Source organism: Crystallibacter permensis (assembly GCF_025960875.1).
GTDB classification, from domain to species: Bacteria; Actinomycetota; Actinomycetes; order Actinomycetales; family Micrococcaceae; genus Crystallibacter; species Crystallibacter permensis.
Map to the genome: position 1 here is coordinate 141,962 of NZ_JAODLR010000009.1, position 18,533 is coordinate 160,494.

The following is an 18,533-nucleotide window of genomic DNA, read 5'->3' on the forward strand; positions in this document are numbered from 1 at the left end:
GTGGCGAGAGGAGTCCTGTTATGAGTAATGTGGACAGCTTCGGATCCAAAGGCGTACTAGACGTTGCCGGGTCCGAGTATGAAATTTTCCGGCTGAATTCCGTCGAAGGCGCCGAGAGCCTTCCGTTCAGCCTCAAGGTCCTGTTGGAGAATCTGCTCCGCACCGAGGACGGCGCAAACATCACCGCGGACCACGTCCGTGCACTGGCCAACTGGGACCCGAACGCCCAGCCGGATACGGAAATCCAGTTCACCCCTGCCCGCGTCATCATGCAGGACTTCACCGGTGTTCCCTGTGTGGTTGACTTGGCGACAATGCGCGAGGCCGTCAAGGAACTCGGCGGCGACGCCTCCCGGGTCAACCCGCTGGCCCCGGCGGAATTGGTCATCGACCACTCCGTCCAGATTGACGCCTTCGGCAACGCCGGCGCGCTCGAACGCAACATGGAGATCGAGTACCAGCGCAACGGTGAGCGTTACCAGTTCCTGCGCTGGGGCCAGACTGCGTTCGACGACTTCAAGGTTGTCCCCCCGGGAACCGGCATTGTCCACCAGGTCAACATCGAATACCTGGCGCGCACCGTCATGACCCGCGAAGTCGACGGCAAGCTGCGCGCTTACCCCGACACCTGCGTCGGCACCGACTCCCACACCACCATGGTCAACGGCCTGGGCGTACTGGGCTGGGGCGTTGGCGGCATTGAGGCAGAGGCTGCCATGCTCGGCCAGCCCGTCTCGATGCTGATCCCGCGCGTAGTCGGCTTCAAGCTCAGCGGCTCCATCCCCGCGGGCGCAACGGCTACCGACGTCGTCCTGACCATCACCGAAATGCTGCGCAAGCACGGTGTTGTCGGCAAGTTCGTCGAATTCTACGGCGAAGGCGTCGCCGCGGTTCCGCTGGCCAACCGCGCCACCATCGGCAACATGAGCCCGGAATTCGGCTCGACCGCAGCCATGTTCCCGATCGACAACGTCACGATGGACTACCTGCGCCTGACCGGACGTTCCGACGAGAACGTTGCCCTGGTTGAGGCCTACGCCAAGGAACAGGGACTGTGGCATGACCCGTCCCGCGAGCTGAAGTTCTCGGAATACCTGGAACTGGATCTGTCCACCGTGGTGCCGTCCATCGCCGGACCGAAGCGTCCGCAGGACCGCATTGAGCTCTCCTCGTCGAAGGAACAGTTCCGCAAGGACCTGCATAACTACGTGGCAGCAGCCAACGAGGACGCCCTGGACGAGGCCCTCGAGGAGTCTTTCCCCGCCTCGGACTCGCCCGCGATGACCTCCACCGTGCGCCACTCGGCGGCCGCCAACTCGAACGGGCGCCCGACCAAGCCGGTCACCGTCAAGATGGAAGACGGCCGTGAGTTCGTGGTGGACCACGGAGCGGTGACCATTGCGTCCATCACCTCCTGCACCAACACGTCCAACCCCTCGGTCATGCTGGCCGCCGCCGTGCTTGCCCGCAACGCCGTCGACAAGGGTCTGACCTCCAAGCCGTGGGTGAAGACCTCCGTGGCTCCGGGTTCGAAGGTTGTCACCGACTACTACGAGAAGTCCGGGCTGGTCCCGTACCTGGAGAAGCTGGGCTTCTTCACGGTGGGCTACGGCTGCGCCACCTGCATCGGCAACTCCGGTCCGCTCGAAACCGAGATCTCCGACGCCATCCAGGGCCACGACCTCTCGGTAACGGCAGTCCTGTCCGGTAACCGCAACTTCGAAGGCCGGATCAACCCGGACGTGAAGATGAACTACCTGGCGTCGCCGCCGCTGGTCATCGCTTACGCCCTGGCCGGATCCATGGACTTCGACTTCGAGAATGACCCGCTGGGCCAGGACGATGCCGGTAACGATGTTTTCCTGAAGGACATCTGGCCGAGCCCGACCGAAGTGCAGTCCATCATGGACAGCTCCATCGACGAGGAAATGTTCGTCAAGGGCTACGCGGGTGTCTTCGAGGGCGACGACCGCTGGAAGGCGCTGGACACTCCCGCAGGCGACACCTTCGCCTGGGACCAGGACTCCACCTACGTGCGGAAGCCACCGTACTTTGAGGGCATGCAGGCCACTCCCGCACCGGTGCAGGACATCATCGGTGCGCGTGTCCTGGCCAAGCTTGGCGATTCGGTGACCACGGACCACATCTCCCCGGCCGGCTCCTTCAAATCGGATAGCCCGGCGGGACGCTACCTGCTCGAGCACGGCGTGGAGCGCAAGGACTTCAACTCCTACGGCTCGCGCCGTGGCAACCACGAAGTCATGATCCGCGGTACCTTCGCCAACATCCGGCTGCGTAATCTGCTGCTGGACGGCGTGGAGGGCGGCTTCACCCGCGACTTCACGCAGACCGGCGGCCCGCAGGCCTACATCTACGACGCAGCGATGAACTACCAGGTCGCCGGCACCCCGCTGGTGGTGCTGGCCGGCAAGGAATACGGTTCGGGCTCGTCCCGCGACTGGGCCGCCAAGGGCACCGCGCTGCTGGGCGTCAAAGCCGTCATCGCTGAGAGCTTCGAGCGCATCCACCGCTCCAACCTCATTGGCATGGGCGTGCTGCCGCTGCAGTACGCCGCGGGCGAGAATGCTGCGTCGCTGGGACTCTCCGGCACGGAGACTTTTGCCTTCGAAGGCGTGACCGAGCTCAATGACGGTTCCACACCGAAGACGGTGAAGGTGACCGCCACGGACGAGGACGGCAAGAGCATCAGCTTCGACGCCGTTGTGCGCATCGACACACCGGGCGAAGCGGACTACTACCGTAACGGCGGAATCCTGCAGTATGTCCTGCGCCAGCTGACCGCAGCATAAGGGTTCAGGTACGAACCGACTTGAACGGAGGGCTCCCGGACTCCGCCCCCAGGGCGGGCCGGGGGCCTTCTGCGCGTTATGGTTAAGTGTCGACCGCGGCCCGAAGCAGAGGCGTCTGGCGGGCAATGCTATTCATCAGTAAGGGAGGCTTCCATGGGTCTACTGGAGACAATCCGTAATCCGCAGGACCTCAGCAAACTCAGCACCAGGCAGTTGGAGAGCCTCGCTGGGGAAATCCGCCAGTTCCTCATCACGAACGTGGCCCAGACCGGCGGGCATCTCGGGCCCAACCTTGGGGTTGTCGAACTAACCTTGGGAATCCACCGGGTGTTCGATTCGCCGCGGGACAGCATCGTCTTCGATACCGGCCACCAGTCCTACGTGCACAAACTGGTCACCGGCCGGCAGGACTTTTCCACGCTGCGCCAGGAGGGCGGACTGTCCGGCTACCCGGAGCGTTCCGAATCCGTGCACGACATCGTGGAGTCTTCCCACGCGTCGTCGTCGTTGTCCTGGGCCGACGGAATCTCCCGTGCCCGGAAGCTGAACGGCGAAGGTGAGCGCTATGTCGTCGCCATGGTCGGCGACGGCGCCCTGACCGGCGGCATGGCCTGGGAGGCCGTGAACAATATCGCGGCCGACAAGGACCGACGCGTCGTCATCGTTGTCAACGACAACGGCCGCTCGTATGCGCCCACGATCGGCGGCCTGGCAGACCAGCTGGCCGCCCTGCGCTCCACCATCGACAAGGTCCGCACGCACAAGGCCTACGAAGGAACCCTGGACTGGTGGAAGGACAGGCTGGAGAACGGCGGCGTGTTCTCGCAGCTGGCCTATAAGAGCCTGCACGCCGCGAAGAAGGGCATCAAGGACTGGTGGGCGCCACAAGGGCTTTTCGAAGACCTGGGCATGAAATACATCGGGCCCATCGACGGCCATGACATGGCTGCGGTCGAAGAGGCGCTGACGCAGGCCCGCAAGTACGCTGGCCCGGTCATTGTCCACGCGATGACCGAGAAGGGCCGCGGCTATGCTCCGGCGCGGGCCCATGAAGCAGACCAGTTCCATGCCGTCGGCGTTATCGATCCGGAGACCGGTGAGCCCGTTGACGCGGGGGGAGTGCAGTCCTGGACCTCGGTCTTCGCCAGCGAAATCGCCGACATCGCCGATGAGCGCAAGGACATTGTCGGCATAACCGGTGCCATGCTGATCCCGGTCGGCCTGCACAAGTTTGCCGCGAACCATCCGGACCGGGTGATCGACGTCGGCATCGCCGAGCAGCACGCACTCACGAGTGCCGCGGGCATGGCCTACGGCGGGCTGCATCCGGTGGTTGCGCTCTATGCCACCTTCCTGAACCGGGCGTTCGACCAGTTGCTGATGGACGTTGCCCTGCACAAGGCCGGCGTCACCGTGGTCCTGGACCGGGCCGGCGTGACCGGGCCTGACGGGCCGAGCCATCACGGCATGTGGGACATGGCCATGCTGCAGATTGTGCCCGGGTTGCATCTGGCGGCGCCGCGCGATGCCTCCCGGTTGAGGGAAGAGCTGCGGGAAGCGGTCGCCGTCAATGACGCGCCCACCGTCATCCGCTTTTCCAAGGGCTCGGTCGGTTCGGAGGTCGAAGCCATCGAGCGGCTCAAGGACGGCGTCGACGTCCTCGCCCGACGCCCGTCCGGCTCCACCGAAAACGACGTGCTCATCGTCAGCATCGGCGCCATGAGCGAACTTGCGCTGGAAGTCTCCAACCGGCTCGGCGCCCAAGGCATCAGCTCCACCGTGGTGGATCCGCGCTGGGTGCTGCCCGTGGCGCGGTCCATCATCGCGATGGCAGCGCAGCACCGGATCGTGATTGTGATCGAAGACGGCGTCCGTGCCGGCGGTGTGGGTTCCCGGATCCGTCAGGAAATGCGCGCCGAGGGCGTGGATACCGCACTGAACGAGGTAGGTCTGCCGGTGGAGTTCCTGTCCCACGGAACACGGTCCCAGGTGATGGAGCGAGTCGGCCTGACCGCGCGCCAGGTAACCCACGACGTCGTTGCCCAGGTCCTCGGAACCAAAGTGCCTTTCGCCCGGCCGCTGCCCGGCCAGGAAATGCCAACGGGCCAGATTCCCAAGATCCAGTGAGCGCGCCGGACTTCACTGCTCCCGGCGCGGCGCCTTCATCCCGTGCCCCGAAACGTATCGAACCAGGCGAACTGGTCGTGATGCGGAACAGGAAATGGAACGGCGAGCCCCACTGGGTGGTGCCGGGAGACTATCTGGGCGAGGACCGCTTTGGGCACTGGATCTCCCAGCCCGCCGGCTCCTTCGTGGCGAAGCCGGCCGTTGCCTTTTACGCTGCCTCCGACGCATTGGTGATGGTCCCGCACGACGGGCAGCATGTGGTGACATTCTTCGACGATCTCCACCCGAAAAAGGTGGAGATCTACGTCGACATCGTCACGGACATCCGGTGGCGGCAGCTCGCTGCCGGAATCGGGTACGAGGTCACGCTGATCGACATGGACCTGGACGTTATCCGTACCTTCGACGAGCGCGGGACCTGGATCGACGACGAAGACGAGTTCGCGGAACACCAGGTCCTCATGAATTACCCCGTCTGGGCCGTCTCGGCGACCCAGACGGAATGCAACAGAATTTATTCGGCGGTTAAAGACCGCGTACCGCCCTTTGACGGCACTGCCGCCGACTGGTTTAGAAAGGCCCGCCCATGAGCTTTCTCCGGCTGTACAAGCACGACGATAAAGGAGTACTGCAGTTCCGCGAGGCTTGGTACGACGAAGACTACGGCCAGTTCGTGGTCAACCGCGGTACGGTGGGGCACCAGAGCACTACCCGGGAAACAAACAACGTGGCCGAGGATGCTGCCGGGGCCTTGTTGGAGGCGTTCGCGGTCCAGTGCGCCGAGGACGGTTTTGCGGAGATCGCCAGGGAGGACCAGTTCTGGGTGATCGCGCAGTATGCGCTGAAGAGCAGCACCGGCACCGAACGTGACCAGTACCTGGAAGACAAAGCGACCCGGACTATCACCGAATTCTTTGCGTGGCGGGGGCTCGGTCTGGTGGACCGGTCCGAGTTCGCGCCGGGGAAATTGAATATCTTTATGTTGGCGCCTGACGCGGCTAAAGCGGTTGCGGGCCTGAAAACGTGCCTGCGCGAAGCGAAGCTGGACTTCACCAAGCTCACTATCGGAGTGGCGCCCTACGCTGAACCCCGCGCGGTGAAGCAAAAGCATCCGCTGCCGGCAAAGGCACCCTTCAGCCTGGGCTAGAAGCCCGGCGTGGACGGTCACCGCTGGATGTCCTCCGGCAGAATCAGGCCGGAAGCCAGGGCCGGCTGGCGATACGCGGCGGCGAGCGTGGCCACGGTCTGGTGTGCATTCAGCCCGCTGGGGTTGGGCACGGCCCAAAGCTCGGCGCCGCCAATCGTCTCCGGCTGGCGTCCGAGTTGTGCCTTGGGACGCCCGAAGCCGATTCGGTAGGCAGTAATCCCGGCCACCGCCACTACACGCGGGGCAAGTGCGGCGACCTTGTCTGCGAGGCGCAGTGCTCCCTCTTTAAGCTCTGCCTTGTCCAATTCGTCGGCTCTGGCCGAGGCGCGGGGGACAACGTTCGTGATGCCGATACCGCGCGCTACAAGGTGGCTGCGGTCTTCCTCCGTCATTCCTTCGCCGGCACGGATGAGCCGGTCCGTGATGCCGGCGGCTGCCAGCGCCGGATAGAAACGGTTTCCGGGGCGGGCAAAGTGCGTTCCGGTAGCGGCTGACCACAGGCCGGGATTGATACCGACGAAAAGCAGGCGCAGCCCCGGACCCAGGAGGTCGGGAACCTCGGCATTTTGGTAGCCGAGCAGTTCAGTACGTGTGAAGGCCACGGCTCAACTCTTCCACGGCCAGCCGGCGCGGCAAAGCCAGAGGCCCGGCGCTCCATCGAATAGACGGTGCACCGGCCTCCGGGCCGCCCGCTGGGGCGGGATGGACTTGTCAGTCGGTACCGGCGTCGAACGCTGCGCGGTCCAGCGCCTCGTCGGCGGCGCGGCCGGCTTCATCGAGTTCGGCGGTATCGGCAATCTCGTCGGCGCCGCCGGCCTCCAGCGCGCCAACCAGTTCCGCGGTGGGGCCGCCCACCAGGCCCTGGGCGGCGTACTGCTCCAGCCGGGAACGGGAATCCGCGATGTCCAGATTGCGCATGGTCAGCTGGCCGATCCGGTCCAGCGGTCCGAATGCGGCGTCGCCAACGCGCTCCATTGAGAGCTTGTCCGGGTGGTAGCTCAGGGACGGGCCGCTGGTGTCGAGGATGGTGTAGTCCTCGCCGCGCCGCAGCCGGAGGGTGACCTCGCCGGTGACCGCCGAGCCGACCCACTTCTGCAGCGACTCGCGCAGCATCAGCGCCTGCGGGTCCAGCCAGCGGCCTTCGTACATCAGGCGGCCCAGGCGGCGGCCCTGCGCGTGGTAGCTGGCCACCGTGTCCTCATTGTGGATCGCGTTGAGCAACCGCTCGTAGGCGATGTGCAGCAGCGCCATGGCCGGTGCTTCGTAGATGCCGCGGGACTTGGCCTCGATGATGCGGTTCTCGATCTGGTCGGACATACCCAGCCCGTGCCGGCCGCCGATCGCGTTCGCTTCGTTGACCAGGGCCACGGCGTCGGTGTACTCGGTGCCGTTGATGGCGACCGGACGGCCTGCCTCGAACCGGATGGTGACATCCTCGGTGGCAATCTCCACGTCGTCGCGCCAGAACGCCACGCCCATGATCGGCTGCACCGCTTCCAGGCTGGTGTCCAGGTGCTCCAGCGTCTTGGCTTCATGGGTGGCGCCCCAGATGTTGGCGTCCGTGCTGTAGGCCTTCTCGGCCGAGTCGCGGTAGGGGAAGTTGTGCGCGGTCAGCCACTCGGACATTTCCTGGCGCCCGCCCAGTTCGGACACGAAATGCGGGTCCAGCCACGGCTTGTAAATGCGCAGCCGCGGGTGGGCCAGCAGGCCGTAGCGGTAGAAGCGCTCAATGTCGTTGCCCTTGTAGGTGGAGCCGTCGCCCCAGATGTCCACGCCGTCCTCGCGCATGGCGCGTACCAGCAGGGTGCCGGTGACGGCGCGGCCGAGCGGCGTGGTGTTGAAGTACGCCCGGCCGGCGCTGCGGATATGGAAAGCGCCGCACGCCAACGCGGCCAGGCCTTCCTCCACCAGGGCGGGCTTGCAATCGATCAGCCGGGAGAGCTCGGCACCGTATTCGGTGGCGCGTCCGGGGACCGCGTCAATGTCCGGTTCATCGTACTGGCCGAGATCGGCAGTGTAGGTGTAGGGAACCGCGCCGCCGTCGCGCATCCAGGCAACGGCAACGGAGGTATCTAGTCCGCCTGAAAAAGCGATGCCGACACGTTCGCCGACGGGAAGGGAAGTCAAAACTTTAGCCATGACTTCGATGGTATGTGCAGTGACCCCCAAAGACAGAAGCGACCGCGCCGCTGACGTCTACGTGACGTGCCGGAAATCACCGGCCCACCGCGGCCGCAAAGCCTTCCCGGGTAGGATTCGAGACAGGCCACACAAGCCAAGCGATAAGGATGTAGTGATGGAATACCGCCGACTGGGCGCTTCAGGACTGACCGTCTCGGCAGTAGGACTAGGCTGCAACAATCTGGGCCGCAGCGGAACCCCCACCCAGACGCAGAACGGATCCACCGCCGTCGTCAATGCCGCGGTCGACGCCGGCGTCACGCTTTTCGACGTCGCAGACACCTATGGAAAGACCGCCGGACTGAGCGAGGAGTTCCTGGGGAAGGCGCTGGGACGGAACCGCGAGGACGTCATTGTGGCCACGAAGTTCGGCATGGACACCCACGGAGCCAACGGAAACGATTTCGACGCCCGCGGCTCACGGCGGTACATCGTCAAGGCCGCCGAGGCGTCGCTGCGCAGGCTGGGCACCGAGTGGATCGATCTCTACCAGTTCCACACGCCGGACCCGCTGACCCCGATCGAGGAGACCCTCGCCGCGCTGGATGATTTGGTCAGCAGCGGCAAGGTCCGGTACATCGGGCATTCCAACCGTACCGGCTGGCAAATCGCGGAGGCGGAGTTCACCGCACGGATGCGCGGCTGCACCCGGTTCATCTCCTCGCAGAACCATTACAACCTGCTGGACCGCCGCGCCGAACTGGAAGTCATTCCCGCGGCACAGGCCTACGGGCTGGGCGTACTGCCGTACTTCCCGCTGGCCAACGGGTTGCTGACCGGCAAATACAAGGACGGCAAGGCGCCGGAAGGCAGCCGCCTGACGCACTCGCGCACCTACCTGCTCAAGGACGCAGACTGGGAACAGCTCGGCGCGTTTTCCCGTTTCGCCGCCGAGCGCGGCCTGTCGGAAATCCAGGTGGCCTTCTCCTGGCTGGCAGCGCAGCCGGCCGTCGCATCGGTCATCGCCGGCGCCACCAAGCCCGAACAGATCCGGCAGAACGCCGAGTCCGCTTCCTGGCAGCCCACGGCTGAAGACCTGGCCGAACTGGACGGGATCTTCCCTGCGGCGCCCAAAGTCGCCCTGTTCTAGCCCGCCATGACTGAATCCGAAGCAGCGGTACGGCTGCTGGTGGACAACGACACCGGCATCGATGACGCCCTGGCCTTGGTCTACCTGCTCAGCCTGTCCCACGTTGAGATCGAGGTGCTGACCAGCACGCCGGGCAACGTGGCGGTGGAGCAGGTGGTACGGAACAATCTGGCCTTGCTGGAACTCTGCGGGCGGACCGGCGTGGAGGTCGCCGTCGGGGCGACCGCACCGCTGGAGATCCCCCTGACGACGACGCCGGAAACGCACGGGCCGCAAGGCATCGGTTACGCCGAACTGCCGGCACCGGGAGGCGCGGTTTCGCCGCATCATGCCGTTGACCTGTGGATCGAGGCCGCCCACCGCCATCCGGGGGAGCTGACCGCCCTGCTGACTGCCCCGCTGACGAACTTCGCGCTGGCCCTGCGGAAAGAACCCCGGCTGCCGAAGCTGCTCAAACGCGTGGTCATCATGGGCGGCAGCTACTACTACCAGGGCAACACGACGCCGACGGCGGAGTGGAACACCCATGTGGACCCGCACGCCGCCGCCGAAGTCTTCGCGGCGTTCGAGGGCGAGCCCGAAGACCGGCTGCCGATTGTGTGCGCGCTGGAGATGACCGAACGCATCGAGCTGCGCCCTGAACATGTGGCGGAACTGGGCCGGAAAGCCGGCAGCGCGGAGGACGAACTGGTGCTGCCGGGAGATCCGGAAGGTCAACGCAGCACGGCCGCCAACCCGTTGCTGCGCTGCCTCTCCGACGCGCTGCGGTTCTACTTCGAGTTCCACCGCCACTATGACCAGGGCTATCTGGCGCACGTGCACGATGTCTTTGCCGCGGCTATCGCGGCCGGGACCGTGGAATACCGCACACGCCCGGCCACCGTGCACGTGGAAACGGGCCCCGGTTTGCTGGCCGGAACGACTGTCGCCGACTACCGCGGACTCTGGGGCAGGAAGCCGAACGCCCGGATTGTGTCGTGGAACGATCCGGAGGCCACGTTCACCGAGGTGCTCGGCTCCATCGGGGCGCTGGCCCGGCGGCTGGATTCCGCCGGCGGGTAGTTCCCGGCTGGATTCGCTAGACTGGATGACCGGGTCGAGGTGACATAGGCCCAATCCCATCAGTTTTTTCCAGCACTGAGGAATCTCTATGTCCACATCCCTGACGCTGCCCTCGAACGCCGGCAGCACATCGCTGCGCTCCCGAATCCTGCCGCTGCTTGGCGCGGCCGTTATTGCCGCTACGTACCTGATGCTGGTTCTGCTCCAGCCGGTGGAAGCGGCCGCCGGCCTGTCCAGCTGGCCCGCCGTCACCGCCTTCGCCGGCTATCTTGCCGGTGCCATCCTGCTGCTGGTCGGCGTCCTGCCGCAGCTCCCGCCCTCGGCCGTGGCCATCATTCCGGTGGGCCTGGCCCTGAACATTGTCCTGGGCCAGTTCGTGGGCAGTACACTGGTGCCGCTCTATCTGGATTCCATCGGAACTGTCCTGGTGGGGCTGTTGGCCGGCCGCTCCGCCGGGGCCGCTACCGGCGTGCTGGGTTCGCTGGTGTGGTCCCTGTTCAACCCCACGGTGCTGCCCTTCGCCGCGGGAGCCGCCGCCATCGGCTATCTCGCGGGGACTGCCGGCCGTCTCGGTGTACTGCGGCGCGTCTACTGGGCACCGGTGGCCGGCTTCCTGACCGGGGTCGTCGCAGCGGTGCTGTCCGCGCCCGTGGCCGCCTTCGTGTACGGCGGCACCTCCGGCGCCGCAACCGGCGCCCTGGTGGCCATGTTCCGGGCCATGGGCGACGGGCTTCTGGCTTCCATCACGAAGCAGGCCCTGATTTCCGATCCGGCGGACAAGGCCCTGGCATTCCTCGTGGCGGCGCTGCTGGTGGCGGCTCTGCCGCGCCGGATCCGCCTGCAGTTCCCGCAGGTGCAGCGTCAGGCGTCCCGGCCCGGCGAATAGCGCTGCGGCATGATCCGGCTTCATCCCTTCACCGGGCTCGCCCTGGCCGTCGCAGCGGCGCTGCTCACGCTGGCCGCCGACCGTTGGTGGCTGAGCCTGGCTGTCACGACGGCGGCCGTGGGCCTGGCGGTCCTCGCGGGGACGGCCGCCCGGCTGATGCTTACGGCAGGGGCGGTGCTGGCCCCGCTGTGGCTTTCGCAGCTGATGGTCCACGCATTGTTCGATACCGCCGGCAGCGAGGTGCTCGTCGCCGGCGGGCCGGTCCGGCTGACGCTCGAAGGACTAACGACGGCGGGTGGCCTGGGTTTGCGGGCGGCGGCCTTCGTTTCGGTGTTCCTGCTGTATTCGCTGACCGTTGACCGCATCGAGCTGGTCCGCGCGATCGACGCGGCCCGCGTCCCTGCGCAGCTGGGCTACATTGTCGCGGCGACGCTTGCTCTGGTCCCGGCCACGGTCAACAGAGCCAAAGCGATCGAGCAGGCGCAGGCCGTGCGCGGCGCCGGCGAGGGCAGCGGCCCGGCCGGCTGGCTGCGCAGGAAGCGGCTGCTCGCGGTTCCCCTGGTGCTGTCCAGCATTCAGGAAGCCACCGAGCGCTCCGTGCAACTGCAGCTGAGGGGTTTTGCCGGCGGCCCCGGCCGGACACAGCTCCACCCGGTTCCGGCGAGGAGCTGGGAGAAACCTTTCGGGCTCCTGGTGCTGTGCCTGGCCGCGGCAGCGGCAGTGCTCCTGGCCAGCCAGGGCGGCCGCTGATGGAGCTCGAGATCCTGGACTACCGGTACCCGGGCCACGAGGCACCGGCGCTCTCCGGGGTGCGGCTGACGGTGCCACCCGCCTCGCTGACCCTGGTGGCCGGTGGTTCCGGCAGCGGCAAGAGTACGCTGGCAGGGATTATGGCCGGGTACCTGCCCGGCCGGACCGGCGGGCAGCTGGCCGGATCCATCAGCCTTGCAGGCCAAACCCTTAAGTACGACGGCGGGGCGCAACCACACGTCGTCGACCTGCGGCAATGGGTGCGGCATGTTGCGTACGTACCTCAGAATGCGCGGTCCTACTTGTCCATGGTGCGTTCCACCGTGGAGGAGGAGTTGGCCTTCGGCCTGGAGAATGCGGGCATGCCCCGGGCCGAGATGGCAGCACGGATCCAGACGATTGCCGGGCGGTTCGACCTCGGCCGCTTACTGCAACGTGATCCCGCACGGCTGTCCGGCGGGCAGGAGCGGCTGGTGGCCATTGCCGCAGCCGCCGTCACCGATGCCGGCGTGCTGGTGCTGGACGAACCGCTCGCCGGACTCGACGAGCTTGCCGCGGCCCGGGTGGCCGCCACGGTGAGGGGACTGCGCGACACGGGCACCGCCGTCGTTATCCTGACTTCTGTCCTGGACACGCGGTTCTCCGATGCCGGGCACACACTGCTGCTGGAGAACGGGCAGAGTGCGGCCGAAGGCATGCCTGCGGTGCGGCAGGGCGCCGAAGCGGCCGGAGTCGTGGTTCCCGGCGGACCGGCGCCGGCAAGGGGCGGCACCAGCAGCCTGTCGCCGGAACGTGCGGCACGGGGAGCCACGGTGGTCCCGGCGGGCGGCAGTCCGACGGAGCCGGAAAGCAGAGGCAGCGCCGCCGTCCTGTGCTACCGGAACGTCGGATTCAGCTATCCCCAGCCGGAACGCAACGTACGGCGGGCACGGCTGGCCCGCGGGCGGCGCCGCGATGTTTCCGGCGGAGCGGAGCGAACCGCGATCGCGCCATTGCTGGACACGATTAACTTTGCGGTGCACGCGGGGGAGTGCGTTGCCTTGACGGGACCGAACGGGACCGGCAAGACGACGCTCCTGAAGATGGCCCTGGGCCTGATCGCCCCTGATGCCGGAAGCGTTGCGGTGGCCGGCCGGGACACGGCGGAAGCCTCGGTGGGGCAGCTCGCGAAGACAGCTGGGCTGCTGTTCCAGAATCCGGCGGACCAGTTGTTCGAGCGGTCCGTCCATCATGAAGTCGCTTTTGGCCCGCCGGGTTCGCGGCCGGATCCGGCAGCCGTCCGGCAGGCGCTGGACGCGTGCGGCCTGGCCGGGCTCGAGGACGAGCACCCGTACGAACTGCCCGTCTCCCGGCGGCGGCTGGTAGCGCTGGCGACGGTGCTGGCGCGCCGGCCCGCCCTGCTGGTGCTGGACGAGCCGACGGTTTCCCTGGACGGGCACGGCAGGAAGCTGCTGGGCAGGATCCTCACCGCGGCGACGGCCGGCGGAGCAGCTGTCCTGCTATCCACCCATGACAAGGAGTTCGCAGGCGCGCATTGCCGGCGGGTAGTGGAGCTGGGGCGACAGTACGCGCTTCCGCACGAAGCTGCCGCCCCGGAGGGCATCAGCGCCCCGGATGGAACTTCCTTCCGTTGACCCGCTCCGCTGCGCCCACCTGGTCGAGGTAGGGCGTGATGCCGCCCAGATGCATCGGCCAGCCTGCACCGGTGATCATGCACAGGTCGATGTCCTCGGGGCCGGCCACCACGCCTTCTTCGAGCATCAGCCCGATCTCCTCGGCCAAGGCATCCTGGGTGGCGCGCAGCAGTTCCTCTCCGGTGACCGGGCTATTGCCGAACTGCAGCAGGTCCAGGGTCTCCTGCGGGATGTGCTTGCCGCCGTCCTCCGCGGTCTCCCACAGGGACGTTTTGCCGGCATCGATCAGGCGCTGCTGGTTGGCCGAGACGTGGAACCGCTCACCGAAAGCTGCGTGCAGTGATTCCTGGACATGCTGGGCCACCGGAACACCGACCATCGCCAGCAGCGTGAACGGGGTCATCGGCAGACCCATCGGCCGCAGCGCCTCGTCGGCGGTCCTGGCGTCCGTCCCGTTGTCGAAAGCGCGGCTGACTTCACCCATGAGCCGCAGCAGCACGCGGTTGACCACGAAGGCTGCGGCATCCTGGACCAGGACCGCCGTCTTCTTCAGATCTTTGGCCAGCGCGAACGCGGTTGCCAGGACCGCTTCGTCAGTTTTCGGGGCGCGGACAATCTCCAGGAGCGGCATGAGCGCGACGGGATTGAAGAAATGGAATCCGACCAGCCGCTCCGGATGCTGCAGGTCCGCTGCCATCTCCGTTACGGACAGGGACGAGGTGTTGGTTGCCAGGATGCAGTCGGGGGAAACGACTGCTTCTACTTCCGCAAACACCTGCTTTTTCACCGTGAGTTCTTCGAATACTGCTTCAATGACGAAGTCGGCATCGGCGAAGGCGTCCTTGCTGACGGAGCCCGTGACCAGGGCCTTGGTTCGGTTGGCCGCATCGGCAGACAGGCGCCTCCTGGCTTGCAGCTTGTCCACCTCGGCGTGGACATACGCCACCCCCTTGTCCACCCTGGCCTGGTCGATGTCGGTCAGCACCACCGGCACCTTGAGCTGGCGGGCGAAGAGCAGCGCGAGCTGGCCTGCCATCAGCCCGGCACCCACGATGCCGACCTTGGTCACCGGCCGTGCGAGCTTCTTGTCCGGGGCACCGGCGGGCCGCTTTGACCGCCGCTGGATGAGATCGAGGAAAGCGTAGACGGTATTGCGGAAATGCGGAGTCTGCATCAGTTCGGTCAGCGCTTCCACCTCGGCCGCGGCCGATTCCTGCTGGGTCCAGTCCCTGCCTTGTTCCAGCAGGTCCAGCAGTTTCCCGGGCGCGGGGGCTGCGTTGGACGTCTTGGCCTCCACAAAGATGCGGCCCCTGGCGACGGCGGTGTCCCAGTCGGCGTCGTCGTAATTGGCTTTGTCGGCGCGACGTTCCTTCACGGTCTGGAGAGCCTGGGCGTCGCCGGAAATGATCTTCGCGGCCCAGGCCAGCGACTGCTCGAGGAAATCCGCCGGTTCGAACAGGGCGTCCGCGATGCCCAGTTCAAATGCGGCCGAGCCGTTGAGCATCTTGTTGTTGCTCAGCGCATTTTCGATCATGACCTTCACCGCGTTCGCAGGCCCGATCAGCCGCGGCAACCTGTACACACCGCCCCACCCCGGTACCAGGCCCAGGAACGCCTCCGGCAGGCTGATCCCGTTGGCACCGGTGGACACCGTCCGGTAGTGGGCCGCGAGGGCAATTTCGAGACCGCCGCCCATTGCCGCACCGTTGATGAACGCGAAAGTGGGGACGTCCAGGCCGTTCAGGAGGCCGTAGACCTCATGGCCCAGCTGTGCCATAAGGCGTCCGGACTCTGCATCCTGCAGCGAGCCGACGGCGGACAGATCCGCGCCGGCCACCAGATAATACGGTTTGCCGGTGACGGCGACGGCGTCGATCTCGCCTCGGCCGGCGCGTTCCCGCAGCCCTTCCAGCGCGAGGCCGAGTTCCATCAGGGTGTTGGGGCCGAGGGTGGTGGGTTTTGAATGGTCAAGGTCATTGTCCAGCGTGAGCAGGGCCAGGGTAGCTCCGCCGGGCAGGTGCACGTCGCGGACGTAGGAGTGGGTGATCGTCTCGTCCGGAAAGCGTCGGGCCAGGGACTGGAAATCGGCGGTGCTCATGCGAGGTCCTTTCCTGCGGTGCCGGCGACAGCGGCTGCAGTGCTGCTGCGCAAGCTGTAGTCCTGATGGTGGGGGTTCTCCCAGATGACCGCGGCGCCCATACCCAGGCCGATGCACATGGTGGTCAGTCCGTAGCGCACGGTGGGATCTTCTTCGAACTGCCGCGCCAACTGCGTCATGAGCCGCACGCCGGAGGAAGCCAGCGGGTGGCCGACGGCGATGGCGCCGCCGTACCGGTTGACGCGCTCATCGTCCTCGACAATGCCGAAGTGGTCCAGAAAGGAGAGCACCTGCACGGCGAAGGCTTCGTTGATCTCGAACAGACCGATGTCGGCAATATCCAGCCCCGCTTGCTTGAGCGCCTTTTCGGTGGCGGGAACCGGACCAATGCCCATCACTTCGGGCTCGACGCCGGCGAAGGCGAAGGAGACCAGCCGCATCCTGACCGGCAGCTCGAGTTCGGCGGCCGTTTCGGCCGATGCCAGCAGCGCTGCCGTGGCGCCGTCGTTCAACCCCGCCGCATTCCCTGCGGTCACGCGGCCATGGGCGCGGAACGGCGTGCGGAGTCCGGCCAGTTCCTCAACCGTTGTTTCGGGGCGCGGCGGCTGGTCCGCGGTGTGCAGGCCCCAGCCCTGTCCCGGCTTTTTGGCAGCCACCGGCACCAGATCCGGCTGGATCCGGTTGCCGGCATAGGCGTCCGCAAGCTTCCGCTGGCTGGCCGCCGCGTAGCTGTCGGACCGTTCCTTGGTGATCGCAGGGAAGCGGTCATGCAGGTTTTCCGCCGTGTTTCCCATGTTCAGGGCGGCGGGATCCACCAGCCGTTCGGACAGGAAACGCGGGTTGGGATCGGCGCCCTGTCCCATCGGGTGGTTGCCCATGTGCTCCACACCGCCGGCGATAACGACGTCGTAAGCGCCGAAGGCGATACCGCTGGCCGTCGTCGTCACGGCGGTCATGGCCCCGGCACACATCCGGTCGATGGCGAAGCCGGGGACGCTCTTGGGCAGGCCCGCGAGCAGCGCCGCTGTGCGGCCAATGGTCAGGCCTTGGTCTCCGGTCTGGGTTGTGGCGGCGATGGCCACGTCGTCGATCCGGGCTGCAGGCAGGGAGGGATTGCGGCGCAGCAGTTCCCGGATGCATTTGACTACCAGGTCATCGGCGCGGGTGTCTGAGTAGATTCCCTTCTCGCCTGCCTTGCCGAAGGGTGTTCGGACGCCGTCGACGAAGACGACTTCCCTCAAGTGTCGGGCGGGATTCGTAGCGCTCACCAAGGAACTCCTCTTTGAGATGTGGGACACAAACAGCTGCCAGCATCATGTTACCCGCGGGTAACATAAGCGGCAAGCCGGGAATACCCTTGGTTCTCGCAGGAGGTGCGGCGCCGGGCTCTCAGCGTTTCCGGGGGCTCGTCTTCGGGTCCGTTTCGTCGGCCTTAGGCCTGCGTTCGGCCAAGGGCTCCGGGTGCAGGAACGCGTCGGTGATGACCGGCACGACCAGCTCGCGTTGCCAGTTTCGTGCGCCCAGGTCCCGCAGGGCTTCGGCAATGGAGCCGACGGTCACCGGAGCGGGTGGACGCCAGGCTATCCGGCGCAAATAGTCCGGCGTCAGCAGGTTTTCCACCGGCATCTGGAGTTCCTCCGCCAAGGCGGCCAGCCGGGGCTTGGCCGTCTGCAGCCGTGCTGCGGCGGCCGGGTCCTTGTCCGCCCATACACGGGGTGGCGGTGGAGCGTTGGTAGGCATGTGCAGTTCCGGCAGCTTCTCGAAGCGCCGGGCGGCATCGATGCAGCGGAGCCAGCGGGGAGCTTCCCGCTGGGCCGCGCGGCCATGGAAGCCGTTGACGGCGAGCAGCTGGGGCACCGTTGCCGGCATGGCCTTGGCCGCGGCGACCACCGCCGAATCCGGAATCAGCCGCCCGGGGGCAACGTCGCGTTTTTCTGCCAGCTGCTCGCGTTCCGTCCAGAGTTCGCGCACCGCGGCCAACTGGCGTCGATCGCGGATCTGGTGCAGTCCGGAGGTGCGTCGCCACGGGTCGATTCTCGGCTGAGCGGGAGGGGTTGCCAGCAGCGCTTCGAATTCCTCTTCGGCAAAGGGCAGTTTCCCCGACTCTTCCAGGAGCTCGACGAGCGCTTTGCGGAGCTCGATGAGGACTTCAACATCCAAGGCGGCGTAACGCAGCCACGGCTCCGGCAACGGCCTGGTGGACCAGTCCGCTGCTGAGTGTTCTTTAGCCAGGGTGAACCCCAGCAAGTTCTCGATCACAGCGGCAAGCCCGACGCGGGGCAGGCCGGCGAGCCGGGCCGCGAGTTCGGTGTCGAAGAGCTTGTCCGGCCACATGCCCAGAGCCGCCAGGCACGGCAGGTCCTGGGTGGCGGCGTGCAGGATCCACTCCACACCGCGCAGCGCCTCGTTGATGACCTCCAGATTATCGAGGGGTTCCGGGTCGATCAGCCAGGTGCCGGCACCTTCGCGGCGCAGCTGCACCAGGAAGGCGCGCTGGCCGTACCGGAAGCCCGATGCACGTTCGGCGTCGACCGCCACCGGTCCGGAACCGGCGGCGAGAGCCGCGGCCGCACGCTGAAGTCCTGACGCGGTGGAAATGACCAGCGGGACCCCTTCGCGGGGAGCGGTCAGTTCGATCAGCTCGGGAGCGTCCTGCTCCGGTTCGTCTGAGGCGGTTGCTGTGCTGTCTGCACGGCGGGAAGCCGCGGCAGACGAATCCGAAGTCAAAAACGTCATGGTTATACCAGT

At 66.5% G+C, this 18,533-nt stretch carries 14 protein-coding genes; 9 read left to right on the forward strand and 5 right to left on the reverse strand.

The genetic code is table 11. The annotated features are described in order from the left end of the window. Positions 1–20 precede the first annotated feature (20 nt). The 4 genes from acnA to B0G38_RS12500 all read left to right on the forward strand — a co-directional run bounded on the left by acnA (position 21) and on the right by B0G38_RS12500 (position 6,084). On the forward strand, positions 21–2,810 hold the full coding sequence (gene acnA, locus B0G38_RS12485) for an aconitate hydratase AcnA (RefSeq protein ID WP_264669758.1): 2,790 nt from the start codon (positions 21–23) through the stop codon (positions 2,808–2,810). A gap of 153 nt (positions 2,811–2,963) precedes the next feature. After that, positions 2,964–4,937 (forward strand): 1-deoxy-D-xylulose-5-phosphate synthase, encoded by a 1,974-nt coding sequence (dxs, locus tag B0G38_RS12490; RefSeq protein ID WP_169994648.1) that lies wholly within the window; start codon positions 2,964–2,966, stop codon positions 4,935–4,937. Next, the gene (locus B0G38_RS12495) at positions 4,934–5,527 is read left to right on the forward strand and encodes a DUF402 domain-containing protein (protein WP_264669759.1); all 594 of its coding nucleotides are present in this window, start codon (positions 4,934–4,936) and stop codon (positions 5,525–5,527) included. Before dxs ends, B0G38_RS12495 begins: the two co-directional genes overlap by 4 nt. After that, positions 5,524–6,084 carry a hypothetical protein gene (locus tag B0G38_RS12500; protein ID WP_264669760.1) on the forward strand — a complete coding sequence of 187 codons (561 nt, stop codon included), beginning with the start codon at positions 5,524–5,526 and terminating at the stop codon, positions 6,082–6,084. The genes B0G38_RS12495 and B0G38_RS12500 overlap by 4 nt, the downstream gene beginning before the upstream one ends. 17 nt (positions 6,085–6,101) lie before the next feature. Here the strand turns inward: B0G38_RS12500 and B0G38_RS12505 are convergent, their stop codons facing one another. Both B0G38_RS12505 and argG read right to left on the reverse strand, forming a co-directional pair. After that, the gene (locus B0G38_RS12505) at positions 6,102–6,686 is read right to left on the reverse strand and encodes a mismatch-specific DNA-glycosylase (RefSeq protein WP_264669761.1); all 585 of its coding nucleotides are present in this window, start codon (positions 6,684–6,686) and stop codon (positions 6,102–6,104) included. A 109-nt stretch (positions 6,687–6,795) separates the two neighbouring features. Further along, a complete protein-coding gene (argG, locus tag B0G38_RS12510; RefSeq protein ID WP_264669762.1) occupies positions 6,796–8,223 on the reverse strand; it encodes an argininosuccinate synthase in 1,428 nt (475 codons plus the stop codon). Between the two features lie 154 nt (positions 8,224–8,377). Here argG and B0G38_RS12515 point away from each other — a divergent pair, with 154 nt between their 5' ends. The 5 genes from B0G38_RS12515 to B0G38_RS12535 all read left to right on the forward strand — a co-directional run bounded on the left by B0G38_RS12515 (position 8,378) and on the right by B0G38_RS12535 (position 13,687). Beyond that, entirely contained in the window at positions 8,378–9,355 is a 978-nt protein-coding gene (locus B0G38_RS12515; protein ID WP_264669763.1) for an aldo/keto reductase, read from the forward strand. Between the two features lie 6 nt (positions 9,356–9,361). Then, positions 9,362–10,417, forward strand: a complete 1,056-nt coding sequence (locus B0G38_RS12520) for a nucleoside hydrolase (RefSeq protein ID WP_264669764.1) — start codon at positions 9,362–9,364, stop codon at positions 10,415–10,417. 88 nt (positions 10,418–10,505) lie between these two features. Continuing rightward, positions 10,506–11,303: a glycosyl transferase family 9 gene (locus tag B0G38_RS12525; protein ID WP_074702542.1), complete on the forward strand. Its 798-nt coding sequence runs from the start codon at positions 10,506–10,508 to the stop codon at positions 11,301–11,303. Between the two features lie 9 nt (positions 11,304–11,312). Further along, a complete protein-coding gene (locus tag B0G38_RS12530) occupies positions 11,313–12,053 on the forward strand; it encodes an energy-coupling factor transporter transmembrane component T family protein (protein ID WP_264669765.1) in 741 nt (246 codons plus the stop codon). Then, entirely contained in the window at positions 12,053–13,687 is a 1,635-nt protein-coding gene (locus tag B0G38_RS12535) for an ABC transporter ATP-binding protein (protein WP_264669766.1), read from the forward strand. Before B0G38_RS12530 ends, B0G38_RS12535 begins: the two co-directional genes overlap by 1 nt. Here the strand turns inward: B0G38_RS12535 and B0G38_RS12540 are convergent. The 3 genes from B0G38_RS12540 to B0G38_RS12550 all read right to left on the reverse strand — a co-directional run bounded on the left by B0G38_RS12540 (position 13,656) and on the right by B0G38_RS12550 (position 18,521). Beyond that, complete coding sequence (locus tag B0G38_RS12540; RefSeq protein ID WP_264669767.1) at positions 13,656–15,785, reverse strand: 3-hydroxyacyl-CoA dehydrogenase NAD-binding domain-containing protein; 2,130 nt, start codon at positions 15,783–15,785, stop codon at positions 13,656–13,658. The genes B0G38_RS12535 and B0G38_RS12540 overlap by 32 nt on opposite strands. Further along, positions 15,782–17,053, reverse strand: a complete 1,272-nt coding sequence (locus B0G38_RS12545) for a thiolase family protein (protein ID WP_264669768.1) — start codon at positions 17,051–17,053, stop codon at positions 15,782–15,784. The genes B0G38_RS12540 and B0G38_RS12545 overlap by 4 nt, the downstream gene beginning before the upstream one ends. 121 nt (positions 17,054–17,174) lie before the next feature. After that, positions 17,175–18,521 carry a ribonuclease D gene (locus B0G38_RS12550; RefSeq protein ID WP_264669769.1) on the reverse strand — a complete coding sequence of 449 codons (1,347 nt, stop codon included), beginning with the start codon at positions 18,519–18,521 and terminating at the stop codon, positions 17,175–17,177. Positions 18,522–18,533: the final 12 nt, after the last annotated feature.